General features: G+C 74.1%; 18 protein-coding genes. 7 read left to right on the top strand and 11 right to left on the bottom strand.

Annotated features, from left to right (window positions below; all coding sequences use genetic code 11):
• Positions 1–59 precede the first annotated feature (59 nt).
• Positions 60–236 (top strand): hypothetical protein, encoded by a 177-nt coding sequence (locus Q5530_RS07210; RefSeq protein ID WP_415361458.1) that lies wholly within the window; start codon positions 60–62, stop codon positions 234–236.
• A gap of 31 nt (positions 237–267) precedes the next feature.
• Here the strand turns inward: Q5530_RS07210 and Q5530_RS07215 are convergent, their stop codons facing one another.
• From Q5530_RS07215 to Q5530_RS07230, 4 genes are all read right to left on the bottom strand, one after another.
• Positions 268–4,122, bottom strand: a complete 3,855-nt coding sequence (locus Q5530_RS07215; RefSeq protein ID WP_415361459.1) for an amino acid adenylation domain-containing protein — start codon at positions 4,120–4,122, stop codon at positions 268–270.
• Between the two features lie 358 nt (positions 4,123–4,480).
• Positions 4,481–5,977 (bottom strand): alpha/beta hydrolase, encoded by a 1,497-nt coding sequence (locus Q5530_RS07220; protein WP_415361460.1) that lies wholly within the window; start codon positions 5,975–5,977, stop codon positions 4,481–4,483.
• Between the two features lie 79 nt (positions 5,978–6,056).
• Positions 6,057–6,773 (bottom strand): MerR family transcriptional regulator, encoded by a 717-nt coding sequence (locus Q5530_RS07225; RefSeq protein WP_415361461.1) that lies wholly within the window; start codon positions 6,771–6,773, stop codon positions 6,057–6,059.
• Positions 6,774–6,940: 167 nt separating this feature from the next.
• A complete protein-coding gene (locus Q5530_RS07230) occupies positions 6,941–8,320 on the bottom strand; it encodes a DUF6271 family protein (protein WP_415361462.1) in 1,380 nt (459 codons plus the stop codon).
• Between the two features lie 209 nt (positions 8,321–8,529).
• Here Q5530_RS07230 and Q5530_RS07235 point away from each other — a divergent pair, with 209 nt between their 5' ends.
• Both Q5530_RS07235 and Q5530_RS07240 read left to right on the top strand, forming a co-directional pair.
• Entirely contained in the window at positions 8,530–9,420 is an 891-nt protein-coding gene (locus Q5530_RS07235; RefSeq protein WP_415361463.1) for an SDR family NAD(P)-dependent oxidoreductase, read from the top strand.
• Positions 9,421–9,475: 55 nt separating this feature from the next.
• The gene (locus Q5530_RS07240) at positions 9,476–10,057 is read left to right on the top strand and encodes a TetR/AcrR family transcriptional regulator (protein WP_415361464.1); all 582 of its coding nucleotides are present in this window, start codon (positions 9,476–9,478) and stop codon (positions 10,055–10,057) included.
• 64 nt (positions 10,058–10,121) lie between these two features.
• Here the strand turns inward: Q5530_RS07240 and Q5530_RS07245 are convergent, their stop codons facing one another.
• Positions 10,122–11,231, bottom strand: coding sequence for a hypothetical protein (locus Q5530_RS07245; protein WP_415361465.1), 1,110 nt, complete (start codon positions 11,229–11,231; stop codon positions 10,122–10,124).
• Positions 11,232–11,718: 487 nt separating this feature from the next.
• Between Q5530_RS07245 and Q5530_RS07250 the strand changes: the two genes are divergently transcribed.
• Positions 11,719–13,407, top strand: coding sequence for a molybdopterin-dependent oxidoreductase (locus Q5530_RS07250; protein WP_415361683.1), 1,689 nt, complete (start codon positions 11,719–11,721; stop codon positions 13,405–13,407).
• A 258-nt stretch (positions 13,408–13,665) separates the two neighbouring features.
• Here Q5530_RS07250 and Q5530_RS07255 read toward each other — a convergent pair whose 3' ends face one another.
• Positions 13,666–14,154, bottom strand: coding sequence for a hypothetical protein (locus tag Q5530_RS07255; protein ID WP_415361466.1), 489 nt, complete (start codon positions 14,152–14,154; stop codon positions 13,666–13,668).
• A complete protein-coding gene (locus Q5530_RS07260; protein ID WP_415361467.1) occupies positions 14,151–14,693 on the bottom strand; it encodes a hypothetical protein in 543 nt (180 codons plus the stop codon). The genes Q5530_RS07255 and Q5530_RS07260 overlap by 4 nt, the downstream gene beginning before the upstream one ends.
• Positions 14,694–14,918: 225 nt before the next feature.
• Here Q5530_RS07260 and Q5530_RS07265 point away from each other — a divergent pair, with 225 nt between their 5' ends.
• Entirely contained in the window at positions 14,919–15,509 is a 591-nt protein-coding gene (locus tag Q5530_RS07265) for a helix-turn-helix domain-containing protein (RefSeq protein ID WP_415361468.1), read from the top strand.
• A 108-nt stretch (positions 15,510–15,617) separates the two neighbouring features.
• Positions 15,618–16,577: a class I SAM-dependent methyltransferase gene (locus tag Q5530_RS07270; protein ID WP_415361469.1), complete on the top strand. Its 960-nt coding sequence runs from the start codon at positions 15,618–15,620 to the stop codon at positions 16,575–16,577.
• Here the strand turns inward: Q5530_RS07270 and Q5530_RS07275 are convergent.
• From Q5530_RS07275 to Q5530_RS07290, 4 genes are all read right to left on the bottom strand, one after another.
• On the bottom strand, positions 16,561–17,184 hold the full coding sequence (locus tag Q5530_RS07275) for a TetR/AcrR family transcriptional regulator C-terminal domain-containing protein (protein ID WP_415361470.1): 624 nt from the start codon (positions 17,182–17,184) through the stop codon (positions 16,561–16,563). The two genes, Q5530_RS07270 and Q5530_RS07275, sit on opposite strands and share 17 nt — an antisense overlap.
• Positions 17,185–17,254: 70 nt before the next feature.
• Positions 17,255–17,821, bottom strand: a complete 567-nt coding sequence (locus tag Q5530_RS07280; protein WP_415361471.1) for an FAD-dependent monooxygenase — start codon at positions 17,819–17,821, stop codon at positions 17,255–17,257.
• Between the two features lie 11 nt (positions 17,822–17,832).
• Positions 17,833–17,973 carry a hypothetical protein gene (locus Q5530_RS07285; protein WP_415361472.1) on the bottom strand — a complete coding sequence of 47 codons (141 nt, stop codon included), beginning with the start codon at positions 17,971–17,973 and terminating at the stop codon, positions 17,833–17,835.
• Between the two features lie 12 nt (positions 17,974–17,985).
• Complete coding sequence (locus tag Q5530_RS07290) at positions 17,986–18,306, bottom strand: FAD-dependent oxidoreductase (RefSeq protein WP_415361473.1); 321 nt, start codon at positions 18,304–18,306, stop codon at positions 17,986–17,988.
• Positions 18,307–18,580: 274 nt separating this feature from the next.
• Here Q5530_RS07290 and Q5530_RS07295 point away from each other — a divergent pair, with 274 nt between their 5' ends.
• Positions 18,581–18,949, top strand: coding sequence for a histone-like nucleoid-structuring protein Lsr2 (locus Q5530_RS07295; RefSeq protein ID WP_380638690.1), 369 nt, complete (start codon positions 18,581–18,583; stop codon positions 18,947–18,949).
• The last annotated feature ends 82 nt before the right edge of the window (positions 18,950–19,031 follow it).

The following is a 19,031-nucleotide window of genomic DNA, read 5'->3' on the forward strand; positions in this document are numbered from 1 at the left end:
AGGGGTCGGCCACCGGGGTAGTTCCCTTTTCGGGACCCACGTCGACAGAAAGGGCCACAATGGATAAAACAGACATAGAGGCGCTGCACAAACGCGCCGAACTGCTGGGCGTGCTCGGCCACGACCGAATGGGTCCCGACGAGTTGCGCACCGCCATCGACGCCCGCGAGCACGGCGCCGACCCGCGGCAGACCCACGAACGCGTCCAGGGGAAAGCCATCGGCGACGAACCCTGAGCCGCCTCGCCGGTGCCGCGGAGCCGGGGGATCACGCCTCCGCCGGGAGCGCGGTGACGACGCCCGCGCGGTCCGGGGCACCGGCCCGGTCCCGCAGGTGGCGCGAGATCAGGCCGCCGACCACGGCGAGCGGTTCCGCCTGGGTCATGGCGTGGTGGGTGCAGGCGATGCCGTGGGAGACGACCCGGCCCGTGACCCGGGAGCACCACGTGCCGCTGCCGTGGGCGCGGTCGCCCTCCGTGGCCTCGAAGTACAGCACGTCCCCGTCGAACACCGAGTCGTGGTAGGTGGGGACCAGGGTGGCGAAGTGGGCCAGCACCGCGGTGAGGGTGCCGATGTCCCGCTCGCCGAGCCCGCAGCGCCCGTCGGAGGTCAGGCCGGCCGCCTCCAGCAGCAGGGGCAGGACGTCCTGCCCCTCGAACACCGCCCCCGGGTCGATCGGCCGCGCGTCGAGCAGCGCCAGCAGCCCCACGTCCTCGCCCTCGGAGCGCAGGCGGGCGGCGATGGCGTGGGCGAGCGCGCCGCCGATCGACCAGCCCAGCAGGTGGTAGGGCCCGGTCGGGCGCACGGAGCGGATGCGGCGCACGTAGCCGTCGATCATCTGGTGGAACGTGGTGGGCAGGTCGTCGGGGTCGACCAGGCCGGGGACCTGGAGGCCGTACACCGGGACGTCGTCGGGCAGGTGGTGGGGCAGCCCGGCGTAGCACCAGGCGAGCCCGCCCACCGGGTGCACGCAGAACAGCGGCGGCCGGGAACCGCCGGCGCGCAGCGGGAGCAGCGCGTCGAACGCCCGGGACGGGGTCGCCCGGTCGATCAGCCGCGCGAGGTCGGCCGCGGTCGGCGCCCCGTACACCGCGCCGAGCGGGAGGCCGGCGCCCAGCTCCGAGCCCAGGCGGCTGACGAGTTCGGCGGCGAGCAGCGAGTTCCCGCCCAGGGTGAAGAAGCTGCTGTCCGCGCCGACCTCGGCGACGCCGAGCACCTCGGCGAACAACGCGCACAGCTGCTTCTCCCGCAGCGTCCGCGCGGCCCGGCCGGCGCGGACCTCGGGCGCGGGCAGGGCGGAGCGGTCGAGCTTGCCGTGCTCGGTCAGCGGCAGCCGGTCGAGCAGCACGACCGACGAGGGCACCATCGAGGTGGGCAGCCGTTCCGCCACCCAGGACCGCAGCTCCGCCTCGTCGAGCGGGCGGCGGGCGGGGACCACGTGGGCGGACAGGGCGGAGGCCGAGGTGGTGACCACCGCCTCGGCGACGCGGGGGTGCGCGAGGAGCACGGCCTCGACCTCGCCGGGCTCGATGCGCACCCCGCTGACCTTGACCTGGTCGTCGGTGCGCCCCAGGTACTCCAGCGCGCCGTCGCCGGTCCACCGGACCACGTCGCCGGTGCGGTACATGCGGGCGCCGGGCGGGCCGAACGGGTCGGGCAGGAAGCGCTGCGCGGTGAGGCCGGGTTGCCCGAGGTAGCCGCGGGCGACCTGCGCGCCGGACAGGTGCAGCTCGCCGGGCACCAGCGGAGGCTGCGGCCGCAGCGCCCGGTCGAGGACGTAGGCGCGGACGTTGTGGCCCGGACGCCCGATGACCGGCTGCTCGCCGGTGATCCGGCAGTACACGGCGTCGACCGTGGCCTCCGTGGGTCCGTAGTAGTTCCACGCCTCGATGCCGGGGCACTCGCGCAGCGTCCGCCACAGCACGGGGTCGATCGCCTCCCCGCCGACCATGAGCAGCCAGGGGAACCTCTCCTCGCCGGCGAACAGGCCCCGCGCGAGCAGGGTGCGCAGCACCGACGGCGTGAGGTCGGCGAAGTCGATCCGGTGGCGCCGGAAGTAGCGCACGAGCGCGGCGGGGTCCAGGCGCACCGCGTCGTCCACCAGGTGGACCTCCTGCCCGGCGGCGAGGAACACCACGCCCTCCCAGGAGGTGTCGAAGCAGAACGACGCGGTCACCGCCGAGCGCAGGCGCCCCCGGGCCGGGCCCAGGAGTTCGGCCCGGTGGTCGTGGAACAGGTTGGCCAGCTGGCGGTGCTCCACCACGACCGCCTTCGGCCGGCCGGTCGAGCCGGACGTGAAGCTGACGTACGCGGGGTGGTGCGGCCGGTGGGTGCCGACGGGGTCGGTGCCCGGCCACCGGTCGGGGTCGACCTCGTCCAGCACCTCGTCCAGCAGCACGACGGGGTGGTCCGGGGGGAGGGTCGCGCCGGTCCGCGCGGTGGCGAGCACGCACAGGGGCCCGGTCTCGGCCAGCAGCGCCCGCAGGCGGGCCGGCGGGTGGCCGGCGTCCAGGGGCACGCAGGCCGCGCCCGCCTTGAGGACCGCCAGCAGCGCGACCACGTAGTCCGCGCACCGGGGCAGGGCGAGGGCGACGAACGTCTCCGGCCCGGCCCCGCGCGCGATCAACGAGTGCGCCAGGCGGTTGGCCCTGAGGTTCAGCTCGGCCGCGGACAGCCGCGTCGCGCCGCAGACCAGGGCCGTGGCGTCGGGTGCGGCCCGGACCTGCGCCTCGAACAGCGCGGGCAGCGTGGTGTCCGGCGTGGGCAGCGCGGTGTCGTTCCACTCGTGCAGCACGAGGGCGCGCTCGCGCTCGTCGAGCAGTTCGACCTCGCCCAGCTCCCGGTCCAGGCCCGTGGTGGCCAGGGTGCGCAGCAGCGCGAGGAAGCGCCGGTGGTGGGCGGACAGCGCCTCGGCGTCGTACCTGGCGGGGTCGGAGTTGAAGTCGATCCGCAGGGAGCCGTCGGCGGGTCGGTCGTAGACGTTGACGCCGAGGCCGGTCACCGGGCCGTTCGAGAGGTTCCGCAGCACCGCGGGGTGACGCCCGAAGCGCAGTTCCGCGTCGTGCATCATGATGTTGATGCCCCAGTCGCCCAGGTAGCCGCCCCGGTGCGGCGCGATGCCCAGGTCGCGCACCAGGTGGGTGGTGGAGAAGCGCTGGTGGCGCAACAGGTCCTTCGCCGCGGCGGCGGTGTCGCGCACCAGCTCGGCGACGGTGGCGGACGGGGTGGTCGAGACGCGCAGCGGCAGCACGCCGGCGACCATCGACGGCACGCGGCGCGAGGCGCTGGTCGACCGGCCGTTGACCGTCAGCTCCAGCGAGACGTCGTCCTCGCCCGCCAGGCGGTGCACGTAGAGCACGAGCGCCGCCATCGCGACCGACGGCAGGCCCGTCTTCGCCCGCCGCGCCAGCGCGCGCAGGCCCGCGGCGTCGGCGGGGGCCAGGTGGCCGGTCTCGCGGAGGGAGGTGCGCGGCACCACCGACGAGGACGCGGTCGGGTTGCCCGCGGTGGGCCAGCCGGTCAGCCGGTCGGCCCAGAACCGCCGGTCGGCCGCGAACCGCTCGGACGCCTCGTACTCGGCCTCCTCGGCGAGGGCCTGCTCGAACGAGCCGAACGGGCACGGCGCCGCGGCCCGGTCCTCCTCGGCCGCCGCGTACAGCTCGGCGACGCGCTGGATGAACAGCGAGAAGCCGTAGCCGTCGAGGAGGACGTGGTGGATTCCGAAGTAGACCGTCCACCGCCGCTCCCCCGTGCGCAGCAGGGCGAACGAGAACAGCGGTGGGCGTTCGAGGTCGACGGGCCCGGCCAGGTCGGCGCGCATCCACGCCTCCGCGGCCGCGACCGGGTCCGCCCGCCCGCGGAGGTCCAGGACCGGCAGGTCCCACCCCGACGACGGGTCGATCACCTGCCGGAGGTGGCCCTGCCCGGTGCGGAGGAACGCCGCCCGCAACGCCTCGGTCTCGTCGACCGCCCGGCGGATCGCCCCCTCCAGCAACGCGACGTCCAGCGGCCCGTCGACGTCCACGGCCTCGGCGGCCTTGTAGATCGGGTTGTCCGGGTCGAGCTGCTGGGCGAACCACACGCCCTGCTGGGCGGCCGTGAGGGGCAAAGTTTTCGTTGGCACGCGCGGTTTCATACCCGTGCTCGCGCCGGATGCCACCGCATCACGGACCGGAGTACACGAAAGGGTTGTTTCAGCCTTCCCTTCGATATCGGTGTTGACGAGACGGTAGTCTTCCGCCACACGAGGCGACCCGCGAGTTCGCGTCGGACCGGGTGACACCCGGTCGATCATCTCCACCGGGCGTCGGCAAGGCAGGTCGGCAAGGCAGGTCGGCAGTGCGGGTTGGTGACACCGGCCGGTGGGGTGACGGATCCGCGGGCCGACCCACCCCGTGGAAGGCGGGCCGACCCGCGGCGCGGTCGGGTGGTGTGACGGCCGGGAAGTGGAGCCGGCCGGAAGTGGAACCGGCGCGGGGGTGCTACCCGATGGCCGGGGTCCGCGTGGAGTCGGAGGTGCGCGGGGTCTCGGCGGCGCACCGGAGGTCGTGCGCCGGGCGCCGCCCGTCGAGCAGGTACCCGGTCACCGCGTTGTTGGCGCAGGTGTTGGCGCCCAGGACGTAGACGCCGTGCCCGCCCTGGTCGGCGGTCACCATGGCCGCCCGGTCCCCGAAGGCCCGTCGCATCGAGCGCGCGCCGGCCAGCGGCGTGGCGGGGTCCCGCTCGTTCTGCACCATGAGCACGTTGCGCGGGCCCCGGTCGGAGATCCGCACCGGCTGCTCCACGGGGTCCGGCCAGAAGGCGCACGGCTGGATGTTGGCCGCCGCCGCGCCGAACATCGGGTAGCGGACGCGGTCGACGGCGACGTTGCGCTCGTAGGTCCTCACCGAGGTGGGCCAGCGGGAGTCGCCGCACACGATGTGGAGGCGGCCGGCGATGAGGTTCTCCAGTCCCGGCGGGAGGGGCGTGTCGTCCGGCGGCAGCGGCGTGCCCGTGTCCAGCGCCCGCCAGAGGCCGGCCAGCCGGGTGAAGGCCGCGTCGCCGGTGCCGTAGAGGCCGACGAACGTGAGCATCCGGAACTGCGGTCCGGTGAGGCCCTGCACCGGCGCCGCGTCGAGCCGGCCGGCGAGGTCGAAGTACTTCGCGCGCACCTGCCGGGGCGTGCCGCCCAGGCCGAGGTCGGGGCGGGCGGCGGCCCACCGCGCGAAGTCGGGGAACGTGTCCTCCACGCCGCGCGCGTACATGCGGCCGCCCTCGACGTCCCAGCCGCCCGCGCCGAGGTTGCTGTCCAGCACGACGCGGTCGGTGGTCCGGGGGAACAGCGTGGCGTACACCGCGCCCAGGTACGTGCCGTAGGAGTAGCCGAGGTAGGACGCCTTCGGCTCACCCAGCGCGGCGCGGACCCGGTCCAGGTCGCGGGCGGCGTTCGCGGTCGTGGTGTGGGGCATCAGGTGCGCGGTGGGCGACGCGGCGCACCGCCGCGCGATCTCCCGGGTCTCGCCGGCCCACTCCCGCACGTCGGCGGGCGTCACGGCGTAGGGCGGGACGCTGCCGGCGAACTGCTGCTCCGGCGTCAGGTCGCACGTCACCGGCGTGCTGTGGCCCACGCCGCGCGGGTCGACGCCGATCACGTCGTACGCGTCGCGCACCTCCTGCGGCAGGCCGCCGAGCGCGAGTTCGGCCGGGAACCTCAGGCCGGGGCTCGGTCCGCCGGGGTTGGTCAGCAGGATGCCGCGGCGCTTCTCCGGGTTCCGGCTCGCCAGCCGCGAGATCATCACCTCGATCGTGCGGCCCCCGGGGTCCCGGTAGTCCAGCGGCACCCGGACCGTCCCGCACTCCAGGCCGGGTGCGGCGGCGTCCGCCGGGCACTCGACCCACTCCACGGTGGTGGCGGGCGCCGGTTCGGCCGACGACACCCCCGGCACCACCAGTGCCGCCGCCGCGATCGGAACCGCGAGCAGGGACAACAGCTTCTTCATCCGCGAACACCTCCCCGACGGCGCGCCACCCTGGCGCGCCGAGAACGAAAACCGAGAACGAAAACCGAGAACCGAGAACTCAGCCGTTCATGCGGACCAGGACGTCGATCTGGGCCTCGTTGTAGAGCTCGACCAAGACCTCGCCCATCGTCCGCATCACGAATTCCTCACCTCGCGGCGCACCGGCGTAGACACCGGCCGGGTCCGGGAAGGCGGCGTGCACCTCCTTGACCAGCGGGAGCGCGCGCAGCCCCTCGGCCAGCCGTTGACGGGTCCCCTCGTCCGCGTCGACGGGCAGGGCGTCGAACTCGACCACCACGGGGTCCTTCGAGTAACCGCCCAACGCCCCGGCGTAGACGGACAGCGCCTCCGGGGAGAGCAGCTGGGCCAGCACGACGGTGACCGAGCGGTCGCGGGGCGACAGGTCCGCCTCGGCGATCACCGCGGCCACGTCGGGCGGCAGGTCGGTCGGCGCCTCCCGGCTCAGCAGCAGGGCGAGTTCGGCGCGTGCCCGCCGGAGGCGTTCGATCGTGGCGGCCAGTTCGGCGTCGAGCAGGCGCAGCGCCTCACCGGGGTGCTCGTCGGCGTCCCCGAGGTCCGCGATCTGCGCCAGCGACAGCCCGAGGTTGGTGAGCCGCTTGATCCGCAGCACGCGCACGAGGTGGGGCACGCCGTAGCTCTTGTAGCCGTTGGCCCGGCGTTCGGGCTGGGCGAGCAGGCCCACGTCGTGGTAGTGCCGGATCGTGCGCAGCGTCGTGCCGGCGAGGTCGGCGAGCTGGCTGGTGCTCCACGCCACGGCGCGCGTCCTCCCCGGTTCCGGCCTCGCCGACGCGGTCACGTCGACACCGCAAGTGGAAACCATGCCGCTGCGGCACGGTCAAGCCGGAGGGCCGGGTTCGCGACGAAGGTGGTGGGCGGGGATCGACCTTCGTCCTGCGGGTGGGCGACGATGGTCGCGGCCGGTCAGGGCCGCAGGGCGGGCGCGATGGCCGGGAGGTCCAGTTCGCGGGCCCGTTCGACGAGGTGCGGCCAGCGGTCGAGCAGCAGCCGGTGGGTGGCGTAGTCCTCGTCCGCCTCGCGCACGTACCGCTCGGCGTTGGCGGCCAGGTGCCTGCCGACGCGGGCGTAGCGCTCGTCGACGGGGATCAGTACCTCGTCGGCCAGGGCCCTGATCCGGGCCGCGCGGGGCGCGGGGTCCGCTCCGGGCAGGGCGCCGACCGCCCGGCCGAGCGCCGCGCGCAGCGACGCCGGGACCAGGTCGGCCGGGGGCCCGGCGCGACCGGGCGCGCCGGGTTCGAACAGCGGGCCGTAGGCGGTGAAGTAGTCCGCGAACCGGGCCACGCCCTCCCAGTAGAGCTGTTTCTGCGCCGGGTCGAAGCGCTCGGGGTGGTACTCGTGGAACACCGCCCGGGTGTGGTGCAGCGCCGGGACGCCCAGGGCCATCGCCACGTCGAAGGCGAAGTAGTCCGCGGCCAGGCTGTTGCGGCCGGGCACGGTGGGCAGCAGTTCGTGCAGGCGGGTGACCGCGACGTTGCCGCAGTCGGGGTTGGCGCCCTGGTTGGGGGCCAGGAGCAGGGTGCGCGCGTCCCGCGCGTCGTGGACCTGCTCGGCCGGGAACACCTCGGCCACCAGCGCGGCCACGTCGTCGGGGGCGAACCCGAGGATCTCGTAGAGCCGGTGGACCAGGTCGTAGGAGCGGTGGGCGAGGTCCTTGACGTCGAGGTTCCACTCGCCGAAGTAGTTGCCGCCCACCACGCAGATCGGCGCGTCGGCCACGGCGGGGTCGGCGGGGAGGGGCAGGTCGACCTCCCCGACGCGCCGGCCGAGGTAGGACAGCTCCACCTCGATCGGGTGCTTCCCGGCGGCCTCGGGCACCTCCTGGCCCAGCGGCCGGGTGTCGGAGTCGCGCCGGTGCAGGGCGTCGGCGCCGAAGGACACCGTCATGAGGAACAGCTTGTTCATCGCGGTGCCGTAGTCGCGGCGCGGAGACCGGAACACCTGCCCGAGCACGGCCGGCTCGTCGCGCAGCAGCCGCTCGAACCAGATCCGCTGGCGGTCGGCGGTGAGGTGGTGGACGGGCAGGTCGGGGTGGGCGCGCGCGAGGTCGGCGAGCGCGTCCGCGTTGGCCCGCGCGTGCGGGCCGTCGTCGGTCTCGGACACCACCAGCGGGATCGACCGGCCGAACCGCTCGCGGGCGAACGCCAGTTCCTCCGCGTAGCCGGCCGCCGCGCGGGAGCAGTCGCGGTTGGTGGGGATGAAGAACACCGAGGAGGCGAAGGCGGGTTCGACCGGGTGGGGCATCGCGCTGTCCGTCCTCGTGCCGGTGCCGGTCGCGCGGATCACGACCGGCGTGGGTGCGGGGTCGGAACCTACCGGGCGGCGGGGTCCGCGTCGGCGGACCGCGACCGCAGATCGTGACCGCAGATCGTGACCGCAGATCGTGACCGCAGATCGTGACCGCAGATCGCAGAAGCGGATAGGTCATCCACCTGTGTGCTACGGTCGACCCAACCGGATTACCTATCCGGATATCGACCGGGAGTGGGCAGGACATGAGAAGAACAGCCGTGGTCACGGCGGGCACGGCGGGCATCGGCCTGGAGACGGCGCTGGGGCTGGCCGCCGCCGGGTTCGCGGTCACCGTGGTCGGGCGCGACGTGGCGCGGGGCGCCCGCGCGGTGGACCGGATCGGCGCGACGGCGCCGGCGCACGCCGCCCGGTTCCTGCGGGCGGACCTGGGCTCGCTCGACGAGGTCCGCTCGCTGGCCGACCGGCTCGCCGCCGACCACGCCGCCCGGGGCGAGCCGCTGACCGTGCTGGTCAACAACATCGGGGCGATGTTCGCCGAGCGGCGCGACCTCGACGGCGTCGAGGCGTCGTTCGTGGTCAACCACCTCTCGCCGTACCTGCTCACCGAACTGCTGCTGCCCACGCTGACGGCGGGCGCGCCGAGCCGGGTGGTGAACGTGACCTCGGCCGCGGTCGGGGTGGCCAGGCGGGTGTTCGACGCCGTGGAGCCGCCCGGCGGCTACTACGGCTTCCACTGGTACGGCCGCGCCAAGCTGGCCAACCTCGCCTACACCCTCGACCTCGCCGCCCGGCTCGACGGCACGGGCGTCGCGGTGTTCGCCGCGGATCCCGGGGGCGCCGCGACCGACATGACCAGCGGCAGGATGTCCGACCCCAGGATCGTCTCCCCCGGCCTGCGGCTGCTGTGGCCGCTGGTGCGCCGCAGGTTCGAGCGCTCGACCTCGGGTCCGGCGGCCGCGGCGGCGAGGTCGTCGATCGTGGCCGCGACCGACGAGGCGCTGGCGGGGCGCACGGGTGTCGTGCTCGGCCCCGGGGCACGACCGGTGGCGCCGTTCCGCGCGGCCACCGATCCCCGCGTGGCGCGGGCCGTGCGCCGACTCGGCGAACGCCACGCGCCCCCGGTGACCGCCTGAGGCGACCACACGGCGGTCGAGCGATCCGGATGGCCCATCCGATTAGACTGGGGCCATGACGACCACGCCGCTGCGCAGGGACGCCGCCCGCAACCGGGACCGGATCGTCGCGGTCGCCCGGAGCCTGGTCGACGAGGGCACGGCGGTGCAGCTCAACGACGTCGCCCGGCACGCCGGGCTCGGCGTCGGCACCGTCTACCGGCACTTCCCGACCGCCGAGGCGTTGCTGGAGACCGTCGCCACCCCCTGCCTGGAAGCCCTCGTCGCGCACGGCGAGCGGGCGCTGGGCGACGCCGACCCGTGGCGGGCGCTGGAGGGCTTCCTGCGGCGCACGGTCGAGGCGCAGGTCACCGACGCGTCCCTGCCACCGGTGGCCGCCGCGCCCGTCGACGCCCTGCCGCGCACCTCGGAGCTCAAGCGGGCGCTGCGGTCGGTCGGCACCGCGCTGTTCGACCGGGCCAGGGAGGCGGGGGTGGTCCGCCCCGACGTGACCGACGCGGACCTGGTGCCGCTGATGTGCGGCATCGCCTACGCCGCCCAGGTCCACGGCGTCGGCCCCGAGGACCGGACCGCCACCGCCCACCGCTACCTGGCCACCCTGCTCGGGGGGATGCGCGCTGCGGCGCCGGGGGCCTGAGGAGGGCACCGGCCGCGGTGGGCCGGCGCCTCCCCGCCGGGTCCACCCCGGCCCCGAGCGGTCCCTACACGGGGGTGGCGATGTAGCCGAGGTTGTCGCCGCGGCTGTCGTAGAAGTCGCCCACGACCTTCCCGGAGGTGTTGATGCCGCAGGCGGACATGCCGGAGGCGGCCTCGGCGTAGTTCAGCGGGATGAACTCGTCCTGCCCGGCCCGCAGGTACGCCTGGGGGCCCTGCTTGCCGAGGTAGAAGCCGGCGATGACGCCGAGGTCGCTGATCCCCAGCCCGCTCGTCCCGCCCTCGCTGGCCGGCACGTCCGGGTGGTCGATGGGGGAGGCGGCGAAGACCTTGCTGTTGCTGTCGCGGACGAAGGCGTGCGCGGCCTTGCCCTCGCCGATGTACTGGCCGACCACCAGCCCGGCGCTGTTGATGCCCATGAAGAAGGTGCCCTCGCCCGCGTCGTCGGGGTGCCGGAACGTGTCGACGTGCTTGCGCTCCCCCTTGGACCACACGAAACCCTTGATGATGGCCTGGGACTGCCCGGACTCGTCGTGGGCGAAGTACCAGCCGGAGACCAGGCCGGAGTCGTTGATGCCGAAGGCGACCACCGTGCCGGTGCCGTCCTCGGGGGTGTCGATGGACTCGAACCCCTTGGTCGTCGAGGAGTAGGTGAACGAGGAGACGCCTTCCGCGGGCAGCGACATCGTCCCCGGGTACGAGCCCTTGCCGGGCTGGTAGTAGCCGACCGCGTCGCCGTTGTTGTTCAGCCCGTACAACGCCGTCGTGTCCCCCGCCTCCGGGTGGTCCACGACCTGGGAGAACTCACCCGCGGCGGAGCGCAGGAAGCCGTGCACCCCCCGGCCGTCGGCGAAGTAACCGACCGTCTCGTCCCTGTTGTTGATCCCGAAAACCGTCGTCTTGACGGATTCCGGGTGCTTGACGGTCACGTAGGAGTAGTTCCGGCTGACCTGCGGCGTGGTGGCCGGGAAGGGCCCTTCGGCCGTCGCCGGGGGCGGTGTGGTCGTGGCGGCGGGCTCGCCCTCTTTCGCGCTGCACGAGGTGAGCGCCACGGCGCTGCCGAACGCCAGCCCGGTCCACCGGAGGAAGTCGCGCCGATCGACCCCCGCGCCAACAAGGTGGCCAGTGAGCGCCGAACGGTGCGCGCGGTTGCTCATCACCAGTAGTCCTTCCCGTTGTCACTGCCTCGGTCCCGATCCGCGGACCCGGGAGCACCCCACCCGCGGGCGCCCGCGCCCGGTGGGGTCGGCGCGATGGCCACATCGTCGGCCCACCCCCTCCGGCGGCACGTCCGGGAGTTCCACAAGATCAGTCCGACCAGTTTGCCCCATCCGGCCCAATTGGCTATAACTATTTGAATTCTTTGTCGGTCCGGAGTCGGCCATTGCGGTTCGGTTGCGCGGTCGGATCACCGGATCGACGGGCACGACCAGCGGATACACCTCAATGCGGGTAGGTCGATCACGGTCTTCGACGCGACGGCGGGAGAACCCGCGTATCCCGCGCGCCGCCGCCCGACCCCGTCCGCCTTGCTGCCTGAGTTGAAATACTTGTAGCTTTACCTGTCGTGACTGCCACCACGGCAGCGCGGCGCGGACCTGCCGCGCGGGACGTGGGCCGCGAGTTCCCGGAGGGCTGGGCATGATGGAGAGCGGACGGCCGGGAGCGACGCCTTCGGAACCGCCGTCGTCCCCGGCGGGGCACCGGGCGGGCGCGTCGGACCGGTTACCGGCGGGACCGGCGGCGCTGGTCGGCGTCCTGGGGCTGGGCGCGGGGTTGGCGGTCGGTCACCTGGTGGCCGGTGCGCTGGGGCCCAACGCCTCGCCGTTCCTGGCGGTGGGCAACACGGCGATCGACCTGGCTCCGGCTCCGCTGAAGGAGTTCGCGATCCGCACCTTCGGCACCCACGACAAGCTGGTGCTGATCGGCGGGATGGGCGTGGTGCTGCTGGGGTTGGCGGTCGTGGCGGGGCTGCTGTCGCGGCGCGGTCCGCGGCCGGGCACCGTGTTCGCCGTCGCCCTCGGGGCCGTGGGGGTCGCGGCGGTGTGGTCGCGGCCCGACCTGGGCCCGGTGGACCTGCTCGCGCCGGTGGCCGCGCTGGTGGTCGGCGTGGTGGTGTTCCGGTGGCTGCACGCGGTGGCGGTCCGGCGTGGTGCCCGCGTCGAGGACGGTGCCACCGCTGAAGGTGTTGAGGGCGTTGCGGTGGACGGTGCCGCGGTGGACGGTGCCGCGGTGGACGGTGCCGCGGTGGACGGTTCCCCGGTGGGGGCCGGCACCGGTCGGCGGCGGTTCCTGGTCCTGTCCGCCGGGGTGGCGGTCGGCGCGGGTGTCGCCGGGACCGGCGGGCAACTGCTGGCCGGTCGGGGTGACGCCGGGGGTTCCGCGGTCGGGCTGGGTCCGCTCACCCCCGCCACGCCGGCGCCGCCGATCCCGGCGGGCGCGGACTTCGCACCGCTCGGCACGCCCTCCTTCATCACGTCCAACAGCGATTTCTACCGGGTGGACACGGCGCTGTCGGTGCCCCGGGTGCGGGTGGAGAACTGGGCGCTGCGCCTGCACGGCGGGGTGGACCGGGAGGTGGTGCTCGGCTACGCCGACATCCGGGACATGCCGCTGGTCGAGCGGACCGTGACGATCACCTGCGTGTCCAACGAGGTCGGCGGGGAGTACGTGTCCACGTCGAACTTCATCGGCGTGCCGCTGCGCGACGTGCTGGAGCGGGCCGGCGTCAAGCCCGGCGCGGACCAGCTGTTCTCCACCAGTGTGGACGGTTGGACCTGCGGCACCCCGGTGGCCGACGTGCTGGACCGGGGCCTGCTGGCGATCGGGATGAACGGCGAGCCGCTGCCGATCGAGCACGGTTTCCCGGCCCGGCTGGTCGTGCCCGGCCTGTACGGGTACGTCTCCGCGACCAAGTGGGTCGTGGACCTGGAGCTCAACCGCTTCGACGACAAGCAGGCGTACTGGCTGGAGCGCGGCTGGGCGCAGCGGGCGCCGATCAAGACCCAGTCCCGCATCGACGCGCCCGCGCCGTTCACCACCGTCCCCGCCGGGTCGGTCACCGTCGCGGGCATCGCCTACGCCCAGCAGCGCGGCATCAGCAAGGTCGAGGTCCGTGTCGACGGTGGGCCGTGGCGCACCGCGGAACTGGGCACCGAGGTCAACCTCGCCACCTGGCGCATGTGGCGCGTGGAGCTGGAGCTGGGGCCCGGCGAGCACACCGTGGAGTGCCGGGCCACCGACCGCACCGGTGCGACCCAGCCCGAGGCCCGGGTGGCGCCGACACCGGACGGCGCCACCGGCTGGCACTCCACGCGGTTCACCGTCGGGTAGGGGTGGGCGCGGCGGGCGCCCGGGTCACCCTGCCGGGCCGGCCGTTGGCCTCTACCTGGGCCCGCCACCTGCCGACACCGGCTCGGCAGCGCTGCTGCGCGAGCTCCATCCCGCGTTACCAGTGATCGTTTCCCACCTGAGGGCCGCCGCCGGTGACAGGACAGGCCCGAGTACCACTGTGTCGACCACGGCGTGCCGAGTCCGAGCCCGCCCCGTGACCGTCACGGTCGGCAGCGCAGTGACCGCGGTCGCGTCCCGTCACACCGCTGATCGTCCCGCGGTGTGACCGGTCGGGTAGCCGCCCAGCGGGCAGGACCAGTGTTCCGGGTCGACGGGGCACCGCCAACCGGTCACCCCGTCGACCACCACGACGCGGGCCGGGTGCCGGTGGCCGGGGCAGACCGGGGTGGTGACGGCGAACTGCCGCACGACCTCCTGCTGGAGACCGTCGGCCACCGCGGCGGTCACGTCGGTCGGGGCGAACACGCCGAACCCGGCGTGGTCCACCCGGACCACGACGCCGCCGTGGTCGCCGGCGGCGTCGTCGACGGTGACGGTCACCGGTGGATGCTCCGGAACGGGTGGCTGCGCCCCGGCGACCAGGTCGGTCAACGTCGGGACGACCGCCGCGACGGCGAGTGCCGCCAGCCCGGGTTCGCGGGTCGCGACGGGTGCGCGGACGACGAACGGGGAGGGAGGCGGCGGATCGTCGGGGACGGGACCGTCGTGGTCGGGGTGGCCGGTCACGCCGGCAGCGTAGTGCGCCGCACCGGCGCCGAGCCTGCCCGCGCCGTGTTCTCGACGCCGTGCCGGATGCCGCTGCCCAGGCTGATCGGCACGGTGCTGCCGTCGCGGGCCAACGCGACGGTGAAGCGGTCCCAGTACTCGATCCAGCCCTTCTGGTTGGGCCGCACGAAGTCCAACCGGCCGAACAGGTAGTACTCGCCGCACGAGGAGTTCACGGCCGAGGAGCCGTGGAAGATGTAGTCCGGATATTCCACGTGGTCGTTCGCGGCGATGCGTTTGCCGTCGCAGTCCAGGGTGGTGAACTCGGTGACCGGGCCGATGATGCCCACCGCCCACGACTCGCTGATCTTGAAGCCCCAGGCGTAGTACCACGGCACGTTGAGAAACGTCACCTGGCCGGTGAAGCGGCCTGCCTCGGCCAGTTCGATCGAGGCCGGGTTGAGCGGGGTGTAGGGCGGATGCGGGCCGGCTCCGGCGGTCACGGGCGTGCACAGCAACGCCACCACGCTCAGCAGGACGGGCAGAACGCGTCTGGTCATGTCGTCCAGCCAGCCGGCACGCCGGGGTGGCCGCAAGGCCCGCGGCCGCATGCACCCCCGTACGGGTCGCGGATTCCCTCCGACGGGCGGTCAGCTCATCACGACGTGCGGGCCGGGCCTTGTGAGTCACCCGCACGTTCTTGATCGAACCTCAAACCATCGGTCCGACCGGGCTGATTTCGTCGTCAGCCCCGCTTCGTGCGCCAGGGGCATAAGCTGTTGCGCGTGGAGCACGACAGCGGTGAGTTGGACGGTCTGGTGCGCAAGCGGATCCGGGCGTTGCGGGTGGCTCAGGGCTGGTCGCTGGAGGACCTGGCCTCCCGCGCCCGCCTGAGCCAGTCCACGCTCAGCCGGATCGAGAACGGTCAGCGCCGCCTCGCCCTGGACCAGCTCGTCACCCTCGCCCGCGCACTGAACACCTCCCTGGACCAGCTGGTGGAGACGGCCGCGGACGACGTGGTGTCCAACCCCACGCACGACGCGGCCCACGGGCTGATGCGGTGGTCGGTGCGGGCGGACCCGGGCATGACCGTGGTTCGCCACCGCATGGTGGACCCGCCGCCCGACAACCTGTCGCGCCTGCGCGCCCACCCCGGCCGCGAGTGGCTCGTGGTCCTGTCGGGCACGGCGATCCTGCTGCTGGGCAACCGCCGCTTCCGCGTGGAGACCAACCAGGCCGCCGAGTTCCCCACGATGCTCCCGCACGCCATCGGCGTGGAGAGCGGGCCGTGCGAGGTGCTGGGCATCTTCGACCGCGACGCCCGTCGCGGCCACCAGACCCGCGAGGACGCCAAGGCGGACCGGGCACCCCGGTGACGGCCGGCAGCGAGGGTGTTTGCGCGTTCGGCAGCGCGGGCGGGCATCGTGTTGCGCATCCGGGAAGCGCCCGTGCCGGGAACGCCCGACGCTCCTAGCGTGGCGGTCGTGACCCACGCATCCCCCCGCGCACCGCACCACGGCGACCACCACGGCACGCACCACGGCGACCAGCCGGACCACCACGGCGACCAGCCGGACCACGACGCCGACCAGGCGGAGATCCTCGACCTGGACGCGGAGGCCCTGGCCGAGCACACCGCGTCCATCACCGCCTGGCTGCCCGTCGCAACCGCCCCCCGCCGCATCCTCGACCTGGGTTGCGGAACGGGAGCGGGCACCCTGGCCCTGCTGGCGCGCTTCCCCGCGGCGGAGGTGACGGCGGTGGACTCCTCGCCGAACCACCTGCGCCGCCTGCGGGAGAAGGCCCAGGTCGCGGGGGTCTCCGACCGGGTGCGCACCGCAGAGGCCGACCTCGACGCGACGTGGCCCGAACTGGGCACCCCCGACCTGGTGTGGGCCTCGGCCTCCCTGCACCACCTGGCCGACCCCGGACGCGCCCTGCGCCGGGTCCGCGACCTGCTCGCGCCGGGCGGCCTGGTCGCCGTGGTCGAACTGGCCGGGTTTCCCCGGTTCCTGCCCGAGGACGCCCCGGACGACCGCCCGGGACTGGAGGAGCGCTGCCACGCCGCCCTCGCGCACCACCACGCCGAGCACCTGCCCCACCGGGGCGCCGACTGGGGTGTCGCGCTGACCGCCGCCGGGTTCGTCGTGGAAGCGGAACGCACCATCGCGGTGAACGTGGAGGCCACGCACACCGGGGTCGTCGGCCGCTACGCGCTGAGCGGGCTGCGCCGCCTGCGCGGCGGCGTCGCCGGGCTGCTGTCCCCCGAGGACCTCGCCGCCCTGGACCGGCTGCTCGACACCGACGACCCCCGGTCGCTCCTGCGCCGCGACGACCTCGCAGTACGCACCGAACGCCGGGTGTGGGCCGCGCGCCCCGAAACGACGACGACCGCAACCAGGCCAACCCCCGTCAGGCCAACCCAGGTCAGGCCAACGGGCTGAGCACCAGGTCCACGCCGAAGTCCAGGCGCTCCGCGAACGTCCCGGGCGCCAGGTGGTGGGCGGTCCGCAGCAGCGCGGGGTGCAGGTCGGGCACCAGCGCCCCGACCAACCGGGCACCGTCACCCCCGGCAGCCGCCTGCTCCTCCCGCACCAGGCCCAGGGTCAGGTAGGTCAGCGTCCACGCCGCCCACGCCGCCCGGCGTTCGTCCACACCCCCGGCCAGCAGGGTCCCCACCAGCGCCTCGGAGAAGCGCAGGGTGGCCGGCTCCGCCGCGTAGGTGCTGATGACCACCGCCGCTCCGTCCCGGTGGGACACCAGGGCACGCCGCAACCGCCTCGGCAACTCCGCGGCCCGGTCCCGCCACCCCTCCGGGAGGCCGTCGAGATCGACCTCCGCCAGGACCGCGTCCGCCATCAGCTCGCGCAACCGCGCCTTGGTCTTGACGTGCCACAGCACGGTGTTCATGCGCACGTCCAACCGGGCCGCGACGGCCCGCGTCGACACCGCGTCCAGACCGGCCTCGTCCAGCACCTCCAGCGCGGCGCGCACGACGGCGGCCAGGTCCAGCCGCGCCGGGCTCGGCCTGCCCGCCCGCGTCGTCGTCACCGCGCCAGCCTACGCGGCGGGCCGGGCCCCACCGGCGGCACGCGGGCACCCCGGCCCCCGCCCCACCTCCTCAACGCCCGATCGCCGACAGGGCCGCCCGGACCGCCACCGGCAGGTCGTCGCCGGGATGGTCGGCCCACGCCACGTGCCCGTCCGGCCGGATCAGCGCGGCCCGCACATCCGTCCACCCCGGACGCCCCTCCCCCACCACACCCCGCAGCACCGCGAGACCGGGACCCCCGGCACCGGGATCGGCGTCGGCCACACCGACCGGCTCACCGCCGAAGTCCAGCAGCACGTACCGGTCGGACCGCAGAGCCGCGAACAAACCACCCACGTCGGGAGCACGGCACCCCGTGAGCGGGTGGTCCCCCGCCCCCGCCGGGTAGGCGACGGCGAGCCCGGACAGCCACCCGGCCAGCTCCGCCGACACACCGGGGTGCGCCGCGTCCTGCACCCCGACGTTGAGCCCCACACCACCCGCCGGGAAGTGCTGGTGGGCCGCGTCCCCCGCGAGCAGCAACCGCCCCTCCCGGTACCGGTCGGCCAACCGCGAGGCGCTGCCGAAACGCGACAGCCACGACGGGTCGCGCATCCCGAAGTCCGTGCCCACCACCGCCCCCACCTTGGCGCGCACCTCCCCCAGCGTCAGCTCCCCGGCGAATCCGTGCGGACGTCCTCGGGCGCGATGCCCACCAACCGGTACCCGCCCGACGACAGCGGCACCACCATCACCACACCGTCCCCGGTCATCGCGGTGACGGGCCCGGGAGGCGGTTCGTCGAGCACGACGTCACCCAGTCAACCCAGCACCCCCGACCCCGTGCCGGAAAACGCGACACCACCCGCCTCGCGCACCGTGCTGCGCGTGCCGTCGCACCCCACCACGTAAGCCGCGTCGAGCACGTCCGCCCCCTCGGGACCCTCGGCGAGGAAACGCCCGTGCAGCCCCCGGGAAGCCAGCAGCTCCAGGGTCCGGGGGTGGATCGTCAGCGCCTTGGAGCGCGGATCGGGTTCGTGCCGCGCCTCCAGCACGACCACCGACAGCCCGCCCGTCCGCAGCTCGGCAGCCAGCCACAACCCGACCGGCCCCGCTCCGACCACCACCACATCGACACCCACTACCCACCCCTTTGTCAGTGACCAATTCCGTGAACGCAGTCAACTAGGTCACTGACCAATAAGCAACGGCGTTCCGGGACACCCCGGGCTCGGCGGCCTGCGTCCTGGAGCCCGGACCGCCGCCCGAGCACCCCTCGGTATTGGTCCTCACTGAAGTAATAGGGGATTTTTCACCCGAACGTGCTACGACACCCCCGGTCGAGAGGCAACGTGGTGACAGTCGGTGTTGTTAGGCTGCCGACTTCACCTCAGTACGAGCGCCAGCGAGGTAACCGTGGCTCAGAAAGTCCTGGTCCAGCTCATCGACGACCTCGACGGCACCCCGACCGAGGACGGGCAGACCGTCGTGTTCGCCCTCGACGGCGTCTCCTACGAGATCGACCTGCGCCCCCGGAACGCCGACCGGCTCCGCGACGCCCTGGCCGACTACATCGCGGGCGCCCGGAAGACCGGCGACCGCGCCGCCAAGCGCGCGGTGACCACCGGCACCGCCCCGCGCCGGCCCGCCCCGGAAACCCGGAACAAGGAGCAGACCCGGGCCATCCGCGACTGGGCCCGCGGCAACGGCCACGACCTCGCCGACCGCGGGCGCATCCCCACCCACGTCATCGAGGCGTTCGAAGCGGCCCACCGGCGGGCCTGAGGCACCGGCGGACGGGCACGCCGGACCGTTCCGGCGTGCCCGCAGCCGGTTGCGGCGTGCCCGCGGCGCGTCCCGGCGTGCC

This window comes from Saccharothrix sp. BKS2 (assembly GCF_047689505.1).
Taxonomy (GTDB): Bacteria; Actinomycetota; Actinomycetes; order Mycobacteriales; family Pseudonocardiaceae; genus Actinosynnema; species Actinosynnema lopnurensis.